Annotated in this window: 10 protein-coding genes; 5 read left to right on the top strand and 5 right to left on the bottom strand. The window is 55.0% G+C overall.

Features of this window, described 5'->3' with window-relative positions:
- Positions 1–99: 99 nt before the first annotated feature.
- Positions 100–1,344, top strand: a complete 1,245-nt coding sequence (locus tag CDI07_RS01605; protein WP_088179944.1) for an MFS transporter — start codon at positions 100–102, stop codon at positions 1,342–1,344.
- A 6-nt stretch (positions 1,345–1,350) separates the two neighbouring features.
- Here CDI07_RS01605 and cdr read toward each other — a convergent pair whose 3' ends face one another.
- The 5 genes from cdr to CDI07_RS01580 form a co-directional block, all read right to left on the bottom strand.
- Positions 1,351–2,676, bottom strand: coding sequence for a CoA-disulfide reductase (gene cdr, locus CDI07_RS01600; RefSeq protein WP_088179943.1), 1,326 nt, complete (start codon positions 2,674–2,676; stop codon positions 1,351–1,353).
- A gap of 60 nt (positions 2,677–2,736) precedes the next feature.
- Complete coding sequence (locus tag CDI07_RS01595; protein ID WP_088179942.1) at positions 2,737–3,903, bottom strand: 60S ribosomal export protein NMD3; 1,167 nt, start codon at positions 3,901–3,903, stop codon at positions 2,737–2,739.
- A 44-nt stretch (positions 3,904–3,947) separates the two neighbouring features.
- Positions 3,948–4,247, bottom strand: a complete 300-nt coding sequence (locus tag CDI07_RS01590; RefSeq protein ID WP_088179941.1) for a DUF424 domain-containing protein — start codon at positions 4,245–4,247, stop codon at positions 3,948–3,950.
- A gap of 72 nt (positions 4,248–4,319) precedes the next feature.
- On the bottom strand, positions 4,320–8,837 hold the full coding sequence (locus CDI07_RS01585; RefSeq protein ID WP_088179940.1) for a S8 family serine peptidase: 4,518 nt from the start codon (positions 8,835–8,837) through the stop codon (positions 4,320–4,322).
- 142 nt (positions 8,838–8,979) lie between these two features.
- On the bottom strand, positions 8,980–10,029 hold the full coding sequence (locus tag CDI07_RS01580; protein WP_088179939.1) for a hypothetical protein: 1,050 nt from the start codon (positions 10,027–10,029) through the stop codon (positions 8,980–8,982).
- Between the two features lie 55 nt (positions 10,030–10,084).
- On the opposite strand from CDI07_RS01580, the gene CDI07_RS01575 reads away from it, so the two are divergent.
- From CDI07_RS01575 to CDI07_RS01560, 4 genes are all read left to right on the top strand, one after another.
- Positions 10,085–12,544: a glycosyltransferase family 39 protein gene (locus CDI07_RS01575; RefSeq protein ID WP_088179938.1), complete on the top strand. Its 2,460-nt coding sequence runs from the start codon at positions 10,085–10,087 to the stop codon at positions 12,542–12,544.
- A gap of 57 nt (positions 12,545–12,601) precedes the next feature.
- Positions 12,602–13,996, top strand: coding sequence for a glycosyltransferase family 39 protein (locus CDI07_RS01570; protein ID WP_088179937.1), 1,395 nt, complete (start codon positions 12,602–12,604; stop codon positions 13,994–13,996).
- Positions 13,997–14,131: 135 nt separating this feature from the next.
- Positions 14,132–16,483, top strand: coding sequence for a phosphoenolpyruvate synthase (gene ppsA, locus CDI07_RS01565; protein WP_088179936.1), 2,352 nt, complete (start codon positions 14,132–14,134; stop codon positions 16,481–16,483).
- Between the two features lie 133 nt (positions 16,484–16,616).
- Positions 16,617–18,011 (top strand): MATE family efflux transporter, encoded by a 1,395-nt coding sequence (locus CDI07_RS01560; RefSeq protein WP_088179935.1) that lies wholly within the window; start codon positions 16,617–16,619, stop codon positions 18,009–18,011.
- The last annotated feature ends 28 nt before the right edge of the window (positions 18,012–18,039 follow it).

Here is an 18,039-nt window from a genome sequence, read left to right as displayed (position 1 = left end):
CGGGCCCACTGAATGAACCATTCTGAACATTACGGTATGCCCTGCGTCACGAATCTTTTTAAACCAAACCGGCCTCCCGGAGGCCTCAAGGTGAGAAAAATGAGCCAGAGAGTTGCCGTCGCGGTGAGGAACGCATCGGTCGCAAACCGCTACCGCTACATCCCCAAGATGCCTAGGTGGTTCTACTCCTTCGTGCCGTTCAAGGTGGCCACCGGCGGAAGCTCCGCTCTGGTGAGCCTCTACCTCCTGGAACTCGGGGGAAACGCCTCAACCGTTGGATTGACCTTCGCCCTCGCGAGCCTAGCCTCGATGCTCGGCGCGCTGTTCTGGGGCAGGGTGAGCGACAGGACACTGCGGAGAAAGCCGTTCATACTCCTTGGCTTTGCCAGCGTTCCGCTCTTCCTTACAGCGATGGCCTTCGTGAAGACCCCGGCTCAGCTCATCGCGGTAAACACGGTATACGCATTTTTCCTTGCCTCAACCCTATCGGTTCCCATAGCCCTCGTGCTGAGGAGCGTGAGGAAGCACAGCTGGGACCACGCCATCGGCAAGTTCAACGAGATAAGCGGCTGGGGGTGGGTCCTCGGACTGGTTCTCGGTTTTGGCCTGTCGAGGTTCCTGACCATGCCCCAACTGTTCATAGCCTTCGCCATCCTGGGCCTGCCCTCGGTCTTCATGGGGGAGCGGATGATACGGGAGGCTCCGATATACATCAACAGGCGGGCCATCAAAGCCTTCGGCAACTACGTCGTCGAAAAGGCCCGCTACTTCCCCAGCTTTATACTACACACCAACTTCAGCCTTCCAGAGGGTCTGAGGAGGTTCTACATAGCCTTCCTGCTCTTTTGGATAGCTGCGGGCCTCTACTTCCCCCAGATGCCGGTGCTCCTTACGAGTGAGGGCTACACGAGGGAGATTGTGTACCTGGCACTCATAGCCAACTCCGCGGTCTCGGCGATGAACTATACCCGCGTCGGGGCCACGATGGGAGGAGGGAAGGAAGGGGTCCTGAGAAAGGGACTGCTCCTCCGCGCCGGGGCCTTCGCCACGATGGTGCTCGGAACCCTGCTCTCCCCGGTGCTGCTTCCACTGGCCTTTGCCTCCTACATTCTGGCGGGCTACTCCTGGGCCTTCATCGGAATATCCTCGACCGCCATAGTCAGCGAGAGAGCCGGAGAAAAGGAGAAGGGCAGCGCAATGGGGACTTACAACGTCGTCAGCTCGGCGGGGTACATTACGGGCAGCGCCCTCGGCGGCTTTGCCGCTTCCACCGTCGGCTTTGTCCCAATTTTTGGAGCAGGACTGCTCCTGCTGGGCACCAGCATCGCCCTACTGAAAAAGTGAGAAGGGTCAGAACTTTAGAACCCTGGCAAGGACTATGAGCGGGTCCCAGACCGGAGCGAAGGGCGGTGCGTACGCCAGATCCGTGAAGAAGACATCCCTGGTCGTGAAACCCGCGGTGAGCATGGCCGCCGCGGTGTCTATTCTCGACAGTATCTCCGCACCGACGGCCTGAACTCCAAGGAGTCTGTTCGTCTCGTTGTCCACAACTCCTTTCAGCCATATCGGCTTGGCACCTGGATAATAATGCGGCCTCGTGCCGGCTTTTATGAATGCAGTCCTGACGTCGTAGCCCTCCCTTATCGCTTCGGCCTCCGTCAGGCCGGTCTTGCCTATCTCAACGTCGAAGAACTTGGTCACGCTCGTTCCCAGGACGCCCGGGAAGTGCACTTCCCTCCCGGCTATGTTGCTTCCGGCAACGTAGCCCATCTTGTTTCCGACGGGAGCGAGGGGTATCCACACCCTCCTGCCGGTGATGAGGTGCTTCGTCTCGGCAACGTCTCCGGCAGCGTAGACGTTTTCGACGCTCGTCTCCATTTTCTCGTTCGTCCATATAGCGCCGGTCTCGCCCATTCTTACGCCAAGCTCCCTGGCCAGCTCAACGTTAGGCCTTATCCCCGTGGCCAGTATCACGATGTCGGCCCTGTACTCACCGGCGTCGGTGATGACCCTCTCGACCCTCTCCTCACCCTCGATGCGTAGGATTATCTCCTGCGTTCTCAGGTTTATCCTCTTCCTCATCTCCTCTTCAAGGACGTCGGTGACTTCCTTGTCGAAGGCCTTGGCCATGACCCTCTCGTTCCTCTCTATGAGGGTGACGTTCTTCCCCTGGGCCGCGAAGGCCTCGGCCATCTCAACGCCTATGTACCCGCCGCCGATGATGACAACGTTCTCAACGCTGTTCCTCTCCATGTACTCCCTTATGGCAACGGCATCTGGCGGGAGGTCCGCGGTGAAGACTCCCGGGAGGTCGATTCCCTCAACCGCCGGAACCCTGGGCGAGGCGCCGTTAGCGAAGACGAGGTAGTCCCATCCGTAGGTGTGCTCCCCATCGGGCTCCCTGACCCTGACCTCCCCCTGGGCGACTTCAAGGACCTCCGCCCTCATGTGGAGGTCTATGCCCCTCTTCTTAATGAAGACCTCCGGCGGGTAGTGCATGAGCTTCTCCTTCGGCGAGATGCCCTCGACAACGTAGGGCACGCCACAGGGAGCGTGGCTGACCCACTCGGTAGCCTCGAAGACCTTGACGTCCCACTCCGGTTTGAGCCTCTTAACACGTGAAGCCGCGCTCATTCCGGCCGCTCCACCACCTATGATAACCACCGTCTTCCTCATGAGCATCACCAGGAAAGGTTCAAAACCTAAGGTTAAAAAGATTGGTGGAACAGAAACGGGTCATTCCTTCCTGCCGAGGAAGTACTTCCTGCCCTTGACCTCTATCATGCGGTAGACCTCGCCTTCCTTGAGCTCCATGGAGGGCCTTTCTAGTTCGTAGGTCTCGTAGGTCTCCATGTCCATGAGCTGGACCTCCCTCGGGGTTATGCTCGTCACCATCGCCTCGCTCCTCTCGCCCTCGACCACATCTATGCCCTCGCGCTTAACGGTTTTCCAGTCGCGGTATTCGCTCTCGCGGGTGGCCAGGTTCCTCATGCTCATGCCCTTGCCGTCAACCCGCTCGACCTCGTAGACGTTGCCGTGCCTGTCCGTTACCAGGTCTCCCTTCTGAAACTTGGGGATCCTCACGCTCACGCTGGTGCGGTACACTTCCCTGCTCGTCTGCCTGTCAACCCCAACGAGTTCGTAGGCCTCGCTTATCGTACCCCCGAAGCGCTCCCTTATCGCCTGCGCCAGCTTCCTGGCGCTCGACGTGGAGCCCATGTAGAAGTCCAAGCCTTCTTCCTTCTCTATCGTGTCCTGGATGAAGCCCATCCTGTCCTTGCGCATTATCTCGTCCACCTTCTCCTCGACGAGTTTTCCGATGGCCTTCCTCTCCTCATCGGTTAGTGGCCTGTCCTCGGCGCGGACCTGGAGTATCGCCTCGAAGTAACCGCCTAAGAACTTTGAGCAGCGGGGGCAGACCGTCTGCCGGACGTAGACAGTAACGTGCTTGGTCTCGTCGTGAAGCTCCCTCTGAAGCTCATGTATCCTCGCCTTGACCCTGATCTCGTAGGTGATTATCGCCGGGAAGTACTCTATGTGCCAATCAACGGGCTGGAAGGCAACAAGGGCCTTCCCAACCGGAAGCTCCGCCGTCTCCTCAAGTTCCTCGAGGGGGACTATCTCAAACTCCCTCACCCTCTCGTCCAGTGAGTCTCCAATGGTCTCCAGCAGGGCGTTATCTGCAACCTCGAATATCAGCTCCTCAAGGTCGTAGCTGTTCGGATCGACCCAAACGCCCCTGCGCTTGTAGCTCCCGCAGTTCTGGCAGAGTTCGGTGTTTATCTCGCCTTTAATGAGCAGAACTGGGTTCTCCTTTCGGTAACAGACCTGACAAAGGCCGTCTATCAGCGGCCCTCCCTCGCTCTCGCTTATCCCGCATCTGTAACAGAACCTCTCGCTCATTCATCTCACCGGGGAGAAGTGAGGAAGGGAGTTTAAAAATCTAATCACAGAAAGAGCTTTGCCATCTGAGCGTGGGGAACGCCTGCAATCCTCAGGATGCGCTCCTCATCCACGTAACCAAGTTCAATCGCCTTGGAGACGCACCTTTCTCCAGTCAGGTTTGCTATCGTGGCCTCTTCGAGCAGCGAGCCGAGGGCGTCCTCTTCGACAAGTTCGCCTTTGTAGAAGCGCTCCTTCACCTCAAGCTTCAGTTCGCCCTCCCTGAATGTCTTTCCCAGGAGTTCCTCGTCGCATGCAGCCAGAAGGACCTCTCCCTGAACCCTGTACACTTTGACGTATATCATGGAGCGACACCGAATGAAGAAACGTCCGATGGTTTAAAAGCGTTGGGAAAAATCAAGAGAAAAGAGAGGGCATCAGCCCTCGGAGCCCTCAATCTCGTTGATGGCCTCTTCCAGTATGCTGTACGCTTTGCGGATGTTGAGGTACGCCTTGCGAATGTAAGGTAGTGCCGCGATGGCTAGGTTCTCCCTGCCAGGAGTGATGTATTTCTTGGCCTCCTCATAGTACTGGTCGGCAAGCTGCTTGTACTGCATGGCCTCCTGGAGGGTCTCGTTGTCGACGCCGAGTTCGACGGCCTTCTGGTAGAGCGGGTCGAACTTCTGGTCGTACCTCCAGTAGAGCATGTACCAGACGTAGTTCCAAGTACTGATGATCCAGCGCGAGGTCTTGTACTCGACGGTTATCGTCACCGGGGACGCGTACTTGACTTTGAGGACAAGGTAAACCGCGTTCTCTCCAGTGGTGGTGTAGTAGCTAAGCACGTGGCTTCCAGCAACGGTGATATACTGGGTGTCCACAGGCAAGGTGACCACCAAGTAAGCCACATCCCCGCTCGGACCGTCTGCGGTTATTGTCATGGTTGTGGTATCCACGCTTACATCGGTTACGCTGCCACTACCGATGGCGATGAATGGTTCAACGTCGCTTGGAGTAAGTACCCTGCCCGGAGCGATATCGACAACAGTGTATGCGAGTTCTTTTGAGAGCTCGGCGTATCCTTCCCTCTTGACGGTTACGTCAATTGTGTGCTCTCCAATGCTAAGCATTCCAGGCTCGAGGTCAACTTCAAGCTTTCCGTTCTCATCAGTAAGTCCGTAGTACTCCCCGTTGATGTAGATCTCGGCACCGGGTACGGGTACTCCAGTGAGGGCATCCCTAACGACTATTGTGGGAGCTTCTTTTCCAAGTTCAAGCTGGTTCTTTTCGAGACCCACTGCGAATGATGAACCACCTACTTTGACGAGTATTGTTGTTGTAACAGTACCCTCGAGCCATGGCACATCCGGAGTCAGTATAAGCTTTCCAATGTTAAGTCCCGGCAACACGTCTTCAGTGGCATTAAGCATTAGGGTTATGTTGGTGGTTCCTCCGGTGTCCAAGTTAATCGTGTTCTGCTCGGTGCTGAGGGTACCGGGGACTATTGCATACTGAGCAATCTGGAAGTTTGCAACTTTTGGAACTTCAATGCTTCCCGGGTTCATAACCCACCAGTAAACCATTACGTGGTACACTCCAGGCGTTGGGTTGGGTATGTCAACTACCTCATTGGCACTAGCAGTTGCCGAGGAATACAGAGTTCCGTCCGGTGCCACTACGTAGAGATCAAGATCAGCCGTTGAATCGTTCACGTATTGGATTTCAAAGTGGGCATTTACAGCACCTTCGGGGACTGTAAAGTCCAGATATGCAAAGTCTGCCTCCTTTATCTGTTCGATAGTTGCATTGTATGGTCCCACACCAACTGCCGAAACATTGCCATAGATCTTGTAATACCTGTTAACCAATGTGTAGTTAAACTTCTGAGCCCCACTGGAGTACTCCACTGTTGGTATCTCTCCACCGGGTGGAGTGGCTGTAATGCCATAGTAAGTAATGTTGAATGTCGCATCCACATCCGTTAAAACTGGGAAGAACCCAGTCTGCGGCCAAGCAGTTATCATTGAAGTACTCGGGAAGATTTCCCACGTTCCAGGCATTAATACTGGACTAAGCACGCTCTCCTTGCTAATGCTAGTAGCTTCAAATGGGCCTCCATAGTTGGAGCAATTTGTGGGATTACTCGGGCTGTAAGTGCAGTTGCATGGGTAATCTGGTCCTGTAGTCGTGAAACGGTCATAAATGAAGCTACTGGCTATCGGGTAGTATATACCAGTCCACAAGTCTCCGCCAGCCGTCTGATTTATCGTGATTCCGACTAGATCCACGTCCTTCGGGATGTCAAAGAAAATCCTGGTTGGTGGGACGTCCATTTTGTTGACATGGACACTTTTGACAATATTTCCATTCCCTATGTCCTCAGGAACCACTATGCTTATTGGAGTTATGGCATCAACTGGAAGCGGAGAATCTGGGTCATCCCAGTAAAGGATGAGCTCATTGAGTCCCGGTGGGAGGGTGTCTCCCCAATAATATGGCGTGGTGAAGCCAAGCCAGAGGAAACCATGGGCAGGTACCGTTAGGTTGTATGGGTCCACCCGGTATCCTGTCATCATGTCAAAGAACAATAGATCGTAGAAAATCAAGCGTGAATTTCCTGCACCAGGAGAAGCTCCTGCAAACTTAAGGGTTATGTTCTGGTCTCCGTTGTTCTTTATCCAGAACGCTCCGAATGGGAAGTCATAGTCCGGAGCGAAGGAAAGGCCGATGTCACTTATTGTTCCATCCTCCCAGTCAGTTGCGAAGTCAATAAGTGCCGGGTCTCCAAAGATCAAGTTCTTGTAACCAATGTTTCTAGCATAATATCCAGAGTACACAAGTGGCTCATTAACGACCTCCCCGTTGAATGAGTCAAGGAGGCTCCATGCGCTGGTTATGTTCAAGGCCCCAAACCCTTGGTCTGCAAAAGGCATTCCCAGGTCATCTGCCCCAAGTTCCAGGGAGAGCTTAAGCATATCCACGGTTGGCTTAACACCGTATTTCGCTTTGTAGGCTCCAATCAATATCGCCAGAGCACCGCCAACGTGCGGAGCGGCCATACTGGTTCCCTGCATGTACTGGTAAGCGATAGTAGATTCGGCATTGTAGTATCCCTGCGGATTATAGCTTCCAAGCATTGTAAGAGGCATGGTGGACATTATTGCATCACCAGGAGCCAGTATCTCCGGTTTTAGTATTCCAGTGTCCGTTGGACCTCTTGAGCTAAAGCCAACAACTGCATCGGTGGCCATTCCAAATCCGGATATCGGATCTCCTGTGACGTTACATCCAGAGCAGGCGACGCTGAAGAATTCCGCACCATACTCTGGCGTGTTGAACATGTGCTGATCGAGCCAATCCATGCGTTCTTTCTCGATGTACGCGCCAACGGCTATTGCATTGAACGCGTCTGCTGGACTTCCAATGGAGTTTACTTCGGGTCCCTCATTGCCAGCTGAGATTGAGAAGGGAATCCCCGTAAGCTCTGCCACATAGTCAAGAACATTTGCATCGTCCTCGATATACGGCCACCCCTGGAATATCGGTGTCCACCCAATGCTCATGCTGACGGCGTCAGCTTCATCTCCGGTGTTAGGTTCTCCGTCGGGACCAAACGCGGCATAAAGAAATGCATCGATAATGGATTCAGTCGGGATATACCCTCCGAAGTCAGTTCCGACCTTTATCACCATGAGCTGAGCGCCAGGGGCAACGCCTTTAATGAAGCCGTTTGCCGCTATGGTGCCAGCAACGTGGGTTCCGTGATCGCCCATGTCGTAACCCAGGATGACCCAATTGCCGTGAGAATCCAGGTCTGATACAACAAAGTCCTTCTTCTGTCCTAGGGTTTCATTCCAAATCCATGCACCAACGTTGTCTGGGCCTGGGGCAGTCCTATACACCCTCAATGGCTTTTCATCTGCAAAACTTCCATCGTCATCTGTGTCAACATATACGAGGTCATAGACCCCTGCAGTCTGGTTGTCAACTACAAGGATCGCCCCCGCCCAAGGATCATGGTGGTTTGAATAGCACTCCTCATCGATGGGATCATTTGTGTAAGGGCAGTGGTTGGGGTTATTGACGAAGTCTCCATCAAGTTCAACACCCCATTCCTCTACGTGTCCAATATGATAGTCCCCGCTCTTTGAGATTGCATTAGTAGGGAGTTCAAAAGTTCTCCCATCATAGACAACAGTACCATCTTGGGCTTTGACTACTGTTGATGTGTTGAACCATCCAGAGACGGGTTTGTTCGGTAACCCGTACCTATCTGAAATTACGTCCCAGTAGCTTAGATCGACATAATCAACTATCTTTGGCTTTCCATCTGTTGTCCATTGGAGGTCCGGATGCCCTGGGTCGACACCGGTATCTATAACAGCCACAGTAACGTTTTTTCCATCATATCCCAGAGTCCACATGTCCTTTGCTCCTGTGGTCTCAGCGCTAATGTCAGCGAGTTCTTGGACTTCAGTCAGGTTCAAAGTGACATTACCTGCAAACCAATTGGGACGTGGGGTGGGTGGAACAAGCCTGTAAGTCCTGCTGACCCACACATGCTCAAAGTACTTGCTTGCCTGGTACAATGAGTCAATATCATTGGGCGATATTGAAACTGCCACCAAGCCAAAGTGGCCGAAATCTTTTCTAATCATAAAACCAAGACTCTCAAGGAATTCGGGAGTATATCCTGGTTTTAATTGGACAATCAATGGCACAGATTTTTCTCCGATGGCCTTTGCGTACACCATTTCCGCAATAACAGACTTGGGGATAATTGCTGTGGACTTCTTGTTAACTGCTACATTTGTTGATATTTTCTCAGGGATGGAATCTATGTTACTGCCCAAATTTTTAGTGAATTTCGTGGCCGTAACTCCAGAATACGCCCCTGGAACTACTGCCAACAACATTACTACCACAATCAAAAGACTCAAAGCCTTCCGATTCATCCTGACACCTCCGGGTTGTAATGTTCACCTATACTGTGGATGGAGCACCGATATAAACGTTTCGCACCACAGGGATGTATAACCAACCTTAGCAGCCATATTACAACCTGGATGATTATTCTAGAACATTAGTGACCTTCCTTTATGTTACATCCGGCTCGGAGGCTAAGAATAGCAGAGTCCCCGCGATGAATAACATCACGAACGCATCCACACCGGGATCAAGGGAGTACAGCATCAAAGACAACACGACCACAAAGCTTTCTTTGCTCCGCTCGCTGTTGTAGAGGAACGTCCCAAGCAGAAATGCCTCCAAAATCCCTAGAATGCCAAAATCGGCTATGGGCTGTCCGAAAAAGAAGTAGGTGTAGTTGGTGGACGCGCCGAACATGGAGGCCACAATGTGACGGGGGTTATCGCTGAAGAGCAGCGCACCGTGGAAGAAGCCCCACGGGAGCGAAAGGCGGACTAGATTGTGGAAAACAAGGAAGGTGAACCCTATCCTGACAAGAACGGCGTTTAATCCGCCGCTCATTCCGAGTATTAGAAAGAGGGGAACCGTGCTGAGGGCAGCCAGCCATCTCCTGAGCTCCGGATAGTCCAGGTAGACCACCAGAAAGTAGGCGAGGTACACCAGAAGAACCAAGGAGCGGAACGTTCCCAGGAAGAACAGAATGGAATAAACCGCAACCAGAAAGGTCTTCCAGCGAAGGGAAACCTTGGAATACGCTATTCCGATGACGGCCAGAATGGCTGCCAGCACCAGGGGACCGACGAGCTCGTACCTGAGGGCGCGCTCGAAGAACGGAACCCCGATTACGATGTAGAGGCTGAGCGGAATCAGGAGGGCAACTATGAGGGAGATGTGAGGAAACAGCCGGAAGGGGTTTATCCGGAGCCGGTAAGCGATCAAAACCAGAACCGCCAGGGCCGGAATCACGGGGAAGTCATGAAAGGAAAGCACCAGGAAGAGCACCGCTAAGAAAGCCGGACTGAGCTTTATTCTGGAAACGTACCCCAGGGCAAAGACCGAGAAGAACGCAACGGCATAGACCGTTCCCAGAAGGAGCATCGAAGGCTCCAAACCGCGGGAGTATATAACCTCCGCGAGCTCCCCGTCGAAATAGTTGGCGTACAGTGAAAGTGCGAGGTACGAAAAGAAGGCAAGGCTAAAGATTTTTAACCCCCTCACTTTACCACCAATTAATGTTAAGAAAAGAACTTAAAAACTTGAGGGGTGTCGTGGAATGAAAAAGGAGAGCCTCTACCTCCCGCTGCTTCTCATCGCGTCCTTCATCGTTAGGCTAATACCCCACAGGACGCTCCTGCTTGCCACTTACGATGAATACCTCCACAAGGATATAACCCTGAGAATCGTCCACTACGGTCTGGATTCCATATCGAAGGATATCCCCTCCCTGCTCGGCCTCCGGGCGTACAGCTACCCTCCCCTGTTCCACATAATTGGAGCCGCGTTCTATAAGATTTTCCCATCGGACTACCTGTTCTTCGTTCTCCCCGCGATCTACGGCACCCTGGCCGTTTTTGGCTTTTATCTCGCTTTCAAGGAACTCATGGAGGATAAAAAGCGTGCACTCCTCGCCGTGACCCTCCTGGCGTTTGCCCCGAACTTCATCTACAGAACGAGCCTGTACATACCCGAGAACCTGGGGCTGTTCCTCTTCTCCCTCAGCATGCTCTTCGGGATAAGGTTCCTCAAATCAAAGAGAATCCCGGACCTAATCCCTCTGGCGCTCGTCTTCGCCCTGTACATGGTGACCCACAGGGGATGGATATTCTTCGTCCTCGCCGCGTTCCTCGTGCTCGTCTCGTACTGGTGGGATTTCATAAAGCGGCATCTCCACTACTTCGTGGCCCTTGCGGTGATTGCGCTCCTCGCCTACACGCAGGTTTCCTTCGTACACTCCACGCTGGGAGAGCTCGCCCTGAGGCTCCAGAGGAGCGAGGTCAGCTTCCTCGGATACTTCAAGTGGATAGGAGTTGTCCAGCTCGTTTTCGGGGCGATAGCGAGCCCGTACTACTTCAGGCGCGACAGCATAAGGCGCGGCTTTGTTTTGTGGGCATGGGCATTCATATTCGCCGGCGGAATCTCATTCCGCTTCCGTGACCCCTACGCGGCCATACCACTCTCCGCAATGGCCGCCGAGTACCTCATCGACGTCATATTCCCTACCATAGGGCCAACGCTCAGAAAAGCCTTCGAGGGCGTCAGGGGCTTCGGTGCGGAGTGGATACAGGGAGTATCAAGAAAGAAGTGGCTCACCTCGCTCGTAATCCTGTTGATCCTGGCCTCCCCCCTAGCCCAGGGCGTTTACGGGGCCTATAAATACGTTGAGGCTCCCACGGTGAGCGATAAAGAGGCCTACGAGTGGATAGTCCAGAACACACCGGAAAACGCCACGATACTCGTCTGGTGGGACATGGGGTATCTGCTGATAGGCAACACGAAGAGAAAGGACGTCGTCATCTGGAAGAAGGTCTACCAGGGCTTCTTCGGGGAGGCTCCAACGGTTCAGGAGGCCACCCAGGCGTACTTCGACCACGTCGTGATGTTCAGCTCGAACCAGAGGGAGTGGGCGTACTACCTCATGAGAAAATACAACGTGAGCTACATCTTCGTTGACAGGAGGCGCTATTCCTACGGCTTCATCCGCTACGGCCTCATGGAGTACGCCCCCTACGACACCCACTTCAAGCTGGAGTTCTGCAACGGCGGTTCGGTAATATACCGCTTCATTCCGGAGCCAACTCTGAAGATGGAGCAGCCGTTCCCGGTGAACTACACCGGCAACTACTCCCCGCTGGTGAACTTCCTGGAGAAGTTCTGGACCGGATATAACTACGCTGACTTCGACAGCAGGTACAAGGCTTACTTCAACCTCAACGCGTGGATGGTTGACCTGTACTCGCGCCTCTACCAGAGGACCGGCGATGAGAGCTTCAAAGCGAGAAGAGACTGGCTCCTTCGCTGGCTTTCGTACAAGCAGATGGATAACGGAGCGTTCCCATGGGGCATCCCCCCCAACGACTTTACGCTGTATACCTCATACACGCTCGAACCCCTGAAGGACGTTAACTTCGACGGAAAGGAGAGGTCGCTCAAGCTGCTGGAGAGCAGGGAACGCGAGGACTACTTCATGACGACCCCCAAGGACCAGCACGGAGGAATGGTGACCAACGCCCTCATGCTCCCCGTTTACAAGGAGCTTGGCATCCTGAACTCCACGACGGAGAAGAACATCGTCGACCAGCTGCTGAAGGAGCAGAAGGGAGACGGAAGCTGGAACGATAACCTCGGCACCACCATAGCGGTTGCATCGAGCCTCGCGAGGTACTATCAGTTGACTGGCAACGAGAGCGTTCTGGACTCCGTTAAGAAGGCCGCCCAGTGGATGACGGGGGAGCAGGAGGAGAGCGGAAAGCTCAAGGCCGAGAAATACGAATACGCGTATTCCAGGGCGACATACGCTCAGATGGTCTACATCTATCACGTGGCCGGGCTCACGGACGCCGAGGAGAAGACGCTCAGGTTCATCGAGGATACCTTCAACCCCAACAGGGAGGTTCATCCACTTGACGCGGTGCTCACGATGTACCGCTACTTCGGCTACGCCTACGGCAGTGAGAGGGCCATTGACATGCTGAACGAGCTCCTCAGTGACCATCCCCTGCTGGAGTTCGACTGATTTTTTTAATCTCGAAATGTTTAAATAGTAACACCAACAAGAGTAAAGGGGGTCAGCATGCCGGGGACTTCAAGGAAGGGAGAGTTGTTGGTGGCGGGGGGAATATCACTCTTCACACTAGTTCTTGCGGTCATGACGCTCCCCTCAAGGACCATAACCTACGACGGGGCGCTCTACATCAACATAGCCAGGAACCTCCTCCACGGGATAACGAACTACACGTACCAAGGAACTTACATGATGTACCGCCCGCCCGTTTACGTCTACACCCTGGCCGTGCTCTTCAGGTTTTTCTCGCCGGAACACCACGTGACAATCGCCCGACTGGTATCGGCGGTCTTCTACTCACTGACCGCCGGCCTCGTGTACCTCTTCGCCGTCAGGATGTGGAATGACAGCGTTAAGGCCACCCTGGCTGCCGCGCTGTACATCTTCAACCCCCTGGCATTCGCGATGGGAACCAGAGAGCTCGTCCACAGCGAGTTCACCTTCTTCTACACCCTCGCGGTGTACCTCCTCTACACGGGCAAGAAAAATCAGGCTCCCCTGAGGATATACCTGTCTTTCGTGGTTGCGGGAATAGCGATACTCACCAGGTACACCGGTCTGTCAATAATCGGGGTTATGGTGGCGTACCTGTACCTGACCGAGCACTGGGAATGGGCAAAGAAGAGGGAGTATCCCCTCGGCTTCGCCCTGCTGGCGATAACGCTCCTTCCCTGGCTGTACATGGGGCACCTCCACTACGGTGGAGCCTTCAAACCCTTCAGCGTTGCAACCCAGTACGTGACCAACGCACCCCCTGTATCGGCCTTTGACTACATCGGGATGCTCGTCAACACCATCGGGGTAATCGCCCTGCTGGCGGCAATAGGATTCATCCTGCTCAAGAAAGACGAAGAGGGTTGGCTCCTGATTAGCTGGCTCTTCGTTGGTCTGCTCGGCATAATGACCGTGACCCACAAGGAGGAGAGGTTTATAACCTTCCTATCACCCGTGCTGGCACTCCTCGCTGCCCACGGGCTGTGGGGAATCTCGAAGGCACTCTCAGAGGCCACCAAAGCTGTTGAATACAAAAGGCACGTTGCCGTTCTGCTCCTGGTGCTCTTCCTGGTGCCCATCTGCAGGGACGCCTCGGCCCTCAAGGACGACTGGGACGAGCAGGGGGCAATCTACGTGGAGGTTTTTGAGTACGCCTCGGAGAACTATCCCGCGGACTGGCTGCTGGTTTCGCAGAAAATGTATACAATGGCCGGCCTCTACTATCCGAACGCAACCATTCAGGTGATAATGGACGTCCCCCAGGTGAGGGAGCGCATCTCTGAGGGCCGCTATGACGTCATAGTCCGCATGAAATCGGACCCTGCGCTTAACATAGAGACCAGCGGAAACTACAGGATTGCGAGGGAATTCCAAAACGGGGACTTTATTGTTTACGTTAGAAAGTTTTAGGGAACCCTTATTCCCCCAATGGACACATTTGCCTTTTGTTTCATTCCTGTACGCCAGAGAACAGCCTTGGATAGTTAATTTTAAATATGAACCCTCGATATATCACCCGCAGTAAACGATTGTGGAGGGATTCGCATGAGCGAATACAAATTTATAAAGTGGTTTGAGGAACTCGGAAAGGGCGACGTCGCTCTTGTTGGCGGAAAGGGTGCCAACCTTGGAGAAATGACCAACGCCGGTATTCCGGTTCCGCCCGGCTTCTGTGTCACCGCCGAGGCCTACAAGTACTTCGTCGAGAACGTCAAGCTCGAGGATGGTAAGACCCTCCAGGAGTGGATTATGGGCGTCATCGCCGAGACCAACGTCGATGACTCCAAGCAGCTCCAGGAGAACACCGCCAAGATCAGACAGAAGATAATTGAGCTTCCGATGCTCCCGGAGATCGCCGAGGAGATTGAGAAGGCTTACAAGGAGCTCTCCCAGAGGTTCAACAAAGACGCGGTTTACGTTGCCGTTCGCTCTTCTGCCACCGCTGAGGACCTTCCTGAGGCCAGCTTCGCCGGCCAGCAGGAGACCTACCTCGACGTTTACGGCGTTGACGACGTCATAGACAAGGTCAAGAAGTGCTGGGCCAGCCTCTGGACTGCCAGGGCCACCTTCTACAGGGCCAAGCAGGGCTTCGACCACAGCAAGGTTTACCTCAGCGCCGTCGTCCAGAAGATGGTCAACAGCGAGACCAGCGGTGTCATGTTCACCGCCAACCCGGTCACCAACGACAGGAGCGAGATAATGATCAACGCCGCCTGGGGCCTCGGTGAGGCCGTCGTCAGCGGCAGCGTTTCCCCGGACGAGTACATCGTCGAGAAGGGCACCTGGAGGATAAAGGAGAAGTACATCGCCAAGAAGGAAGTCATGGTCGTCCGCAACCCGGAGACCGGTAAGGGCACCGTCTACGTCAAGGTTGCCGACTTCCTCGGTCCGGAGTACGTCGAGAAGCAGGTTCTCACCGAGGAGCAGATCATCGAGGTCGCCAAGATCGGTGCCAAGATCGAGGAGCACTACGGCTGGCCGCAGGACATCGAGTGGGCCTACGACAAGGACGACGGCAAGCTCTACATCGTCCAGAGCAGGCCGATCACCACCCTCAAGGAGGAGGTCAAGACCGAGGAGGCCAAGATGACCGAGGAGATGAAGGTTCTCCTCAAGGGTCTCGGAGCCTCACCGGGCATCGGTGCCGGTAAGGTCGTCATCATCTTCGACGCCAGCGAGATCGACAAGGTCAAGGAGGGCGACGTTCTCGTCACCACCATGACCAACCCGGACATGGTCCCGGCCATGAAGAGGGCTTCCGCTATCGTCACCGACGAGGGTGGAAGAACCTGCCACGCCGCTATCGTTAGTAGGGAGCTCGGCATCCCGGCCGTCGTCGGCACCAAGGAGGCCACCAAGGTCCTCAAGGACGGTATGCTCGTCACCGTCGACGGTACCAGGGGTGTCGTCTACGAGGGCATAGTCAAGAGCCTCGTCAAGAAGGAGGAAGAGAAGGCCGAGGGTGGCAAGGTCGTCGTTGCCGGTGCCCCGCTCGTCACCGCCACCGAGGTCAAGGTCAACGTCTCCATGCCGGAGGTTGCCGAGCGCGCTGCAGCCACCGGCGCCGACGGTGTCGGTCTCCTCAGGGCCGAGCACATGATCCTCGGCATAGGCGCCCACCCGATCAAGTTCATCAGGGAGGGCAAGGAGGACGAGCTCGTCGAGAAGCTCGTGGAGGGCATCAGGACCGTCGTCGAGGCCTTCTACCCGAGGCGCGTCTGGTACAGGACCCTCGACGCTCCGACCAACGAGTTCCGCGAGCTTCCGGGTGGAGAAGAGGAGCCCGAAGAGAGGAACCCGATGCTCGGCTGGCGCGGAATCAGGCGCGGTCTCGACCAGCCGGAGCTCCTTAAGGCCGAGTTCAAGGCCATCAAGAGGCTCGTTGACGAGGGCTACGACAACATCGGTGTCATGCTCCCGCTCGTCAGCCACCCCGAGCAGATCAGGAAGGCCAAGGAGATCGCCCTTGAGGTCGGCCTCGTTCCGCACAAGGACGTCGAGTGGGGTGTCATGATCGAGACCCCAGCGAGTGCCCTCATCATCGAGGACCTCATCAAGGAGGGCATCGACTTCGTCAGCTTCGGTACCAACGACCTCACCCAGTACACCCTCGCCATCGACAGGGACAATGAGAGGGTCTTCAAGCTCTACGACGAGAAGCACCCAGCAGTGCTCAAGCTCATCGAGAACGTCATCAAGACCTGCAAGAAGTACGGCGTCGAGACCAGCATCTGCGGCCAGGCCGGCAGCGACCCGAAGATGGTCAAGCTCCTCGTCAGGCTCGGCATCGACAGCGTCAGCGCCAACCCGGATGCCGTCGAGCTCGTCAGGAAGACCGTCGCCAGGGAAGAGGCCAGGCTCAGGCTTGAGGCCGCCAGGAAGGCTCTCTTCGAGTGAGCTTTCTTCCCTTTTCTCTTCGTTTCTACCGCTATTACGACTTCAGCAGCGTTTTTCGGGCGAAGGTATCCATAGTTGCTGGCTCTTTTATCCACCATAAGCCTTTTATACACACGTTTCGATAGCCGTCTCAATGAGGAGCGACAAAGTAGAGGCAATGCGCGACCAGATCGTCAGCGGACCGATAGTGAAAACGCTCATAGTGCTAGCCTATCCTTTAATCATAAACCAGCTCGTGCAGGTTCTCTACAACCTCACCGACACGTACTGGCTCGGAAAGCTCGGAAGGGAGGAATTAGCCGCCCCGGGAACGGCGTGGCCCCTCGTCTGGTTCTTCATGGCAATAGGCATGGGGTTTGCAACGGCGGGCTTCGCCTTCGTCAGCCAGTACGTCGGAGCAAGGGAGTACGAAAAGGCAAACCGCGCCGCCGGAGCGCTCTACTCCCTCATGATGTTCTTCGCCATCGGCGTTGGGATATTCGGCGTCATCTCCGCTCCCTACCTCCTCCAGTTCATGAACGTGAGCGAGACCGTTTACCCATACGCACTCGACTACACCCGCGTCATCTTCGCGGGGATACCCTTCGCCTTCACGCTCTTCGCCTTCAACTTCCTCCTCAGAGCGATAGGCGACACCAAAACTCCCGTTAAGATAAACATAGCCACCGTGCTTCTCAACCTGGTCCTGGACCCGTTCTTCATCTTCGGCTGGGTGGGCTTTCCGGAGCTCGGGGTCGTCGGTGCTGCCGTCGCCACGATGCTCTCCAACAGCCTCGGCTCGCTCGTTGGCGGATACCTCCTCTTTAAGGGGAAGGTCGGGATACACCTCACGGTTGAGGGTCTGAAGCCGGACTGGCCCTTCTACAAGCGCATCTTCCGCGTTGGCATACCCTCGAGTGTTGGTTCATCAACTACCGCCCTCGGCTTCGTCATACTCACTAGGATAATCTTCACCCTCGGTGGCCAGTTCGGTGAGGCCGATGTGGCCTTCGCAACGTACAGCATAACCAACAGGCTCACCAACTTCATGTTCGCCTTCTCTGACGGCATAAGCATGGCCATGGGCACGATGGTCGGCCAGACGGTCGGTGCGAAGCTCTACGAGAGGGCCAAGACCATAGCCGAGAAGACGATGGCGATAAACTTCGCCATCCTGAGCGTCGGAACGCTTCTTTTCGCCCTCTTCCGCGTAGAGATATTCAGCTTCTTCATCAAGGATCCGGCGATAATAGCGGAGAGCGCGAAGGTCGTCAAGTACTTCTCCGCATCGCTGCCGTTCTTCGGAATCTTCTCGGCGGTGAACAACGTCTTCCAGAGCTCCGGGCATACCAAGAAGAGCATGGTGCTGAGCATGTTCCGTCTCTGGGGGCTGAGGCTTCCCCTCAGCTACGGCCTTGGAATCCTCGTGAAAGACACCGCAGGAATGTGGCTCGGGATGGGCTTGAGCAACGTTCTCGGCGCGGTTGTTGCGCTCGCCTGGTTCCTGACCGGGAGCTGGATGAGCCGCATCATAGAGGAGAAGGGGTAGCTTTATATATCACCGTTTCGATTGCGGT

It is taken from the genome of Thermococcus sp. 5-4 (assembly GCF_002197185.1).
Taxonomy (GTDB): domain Archaea; phylum Methanobacteriota_B; class Thermococci; order Thermococcales; family Thermococcaceae; genus Thermococcus; species Thermococcus radiotolerans.
Note: the sequence above shows the minus strand (reverse complement) of the source record. Positions and strands in the feature narration are given on the sequence as shown.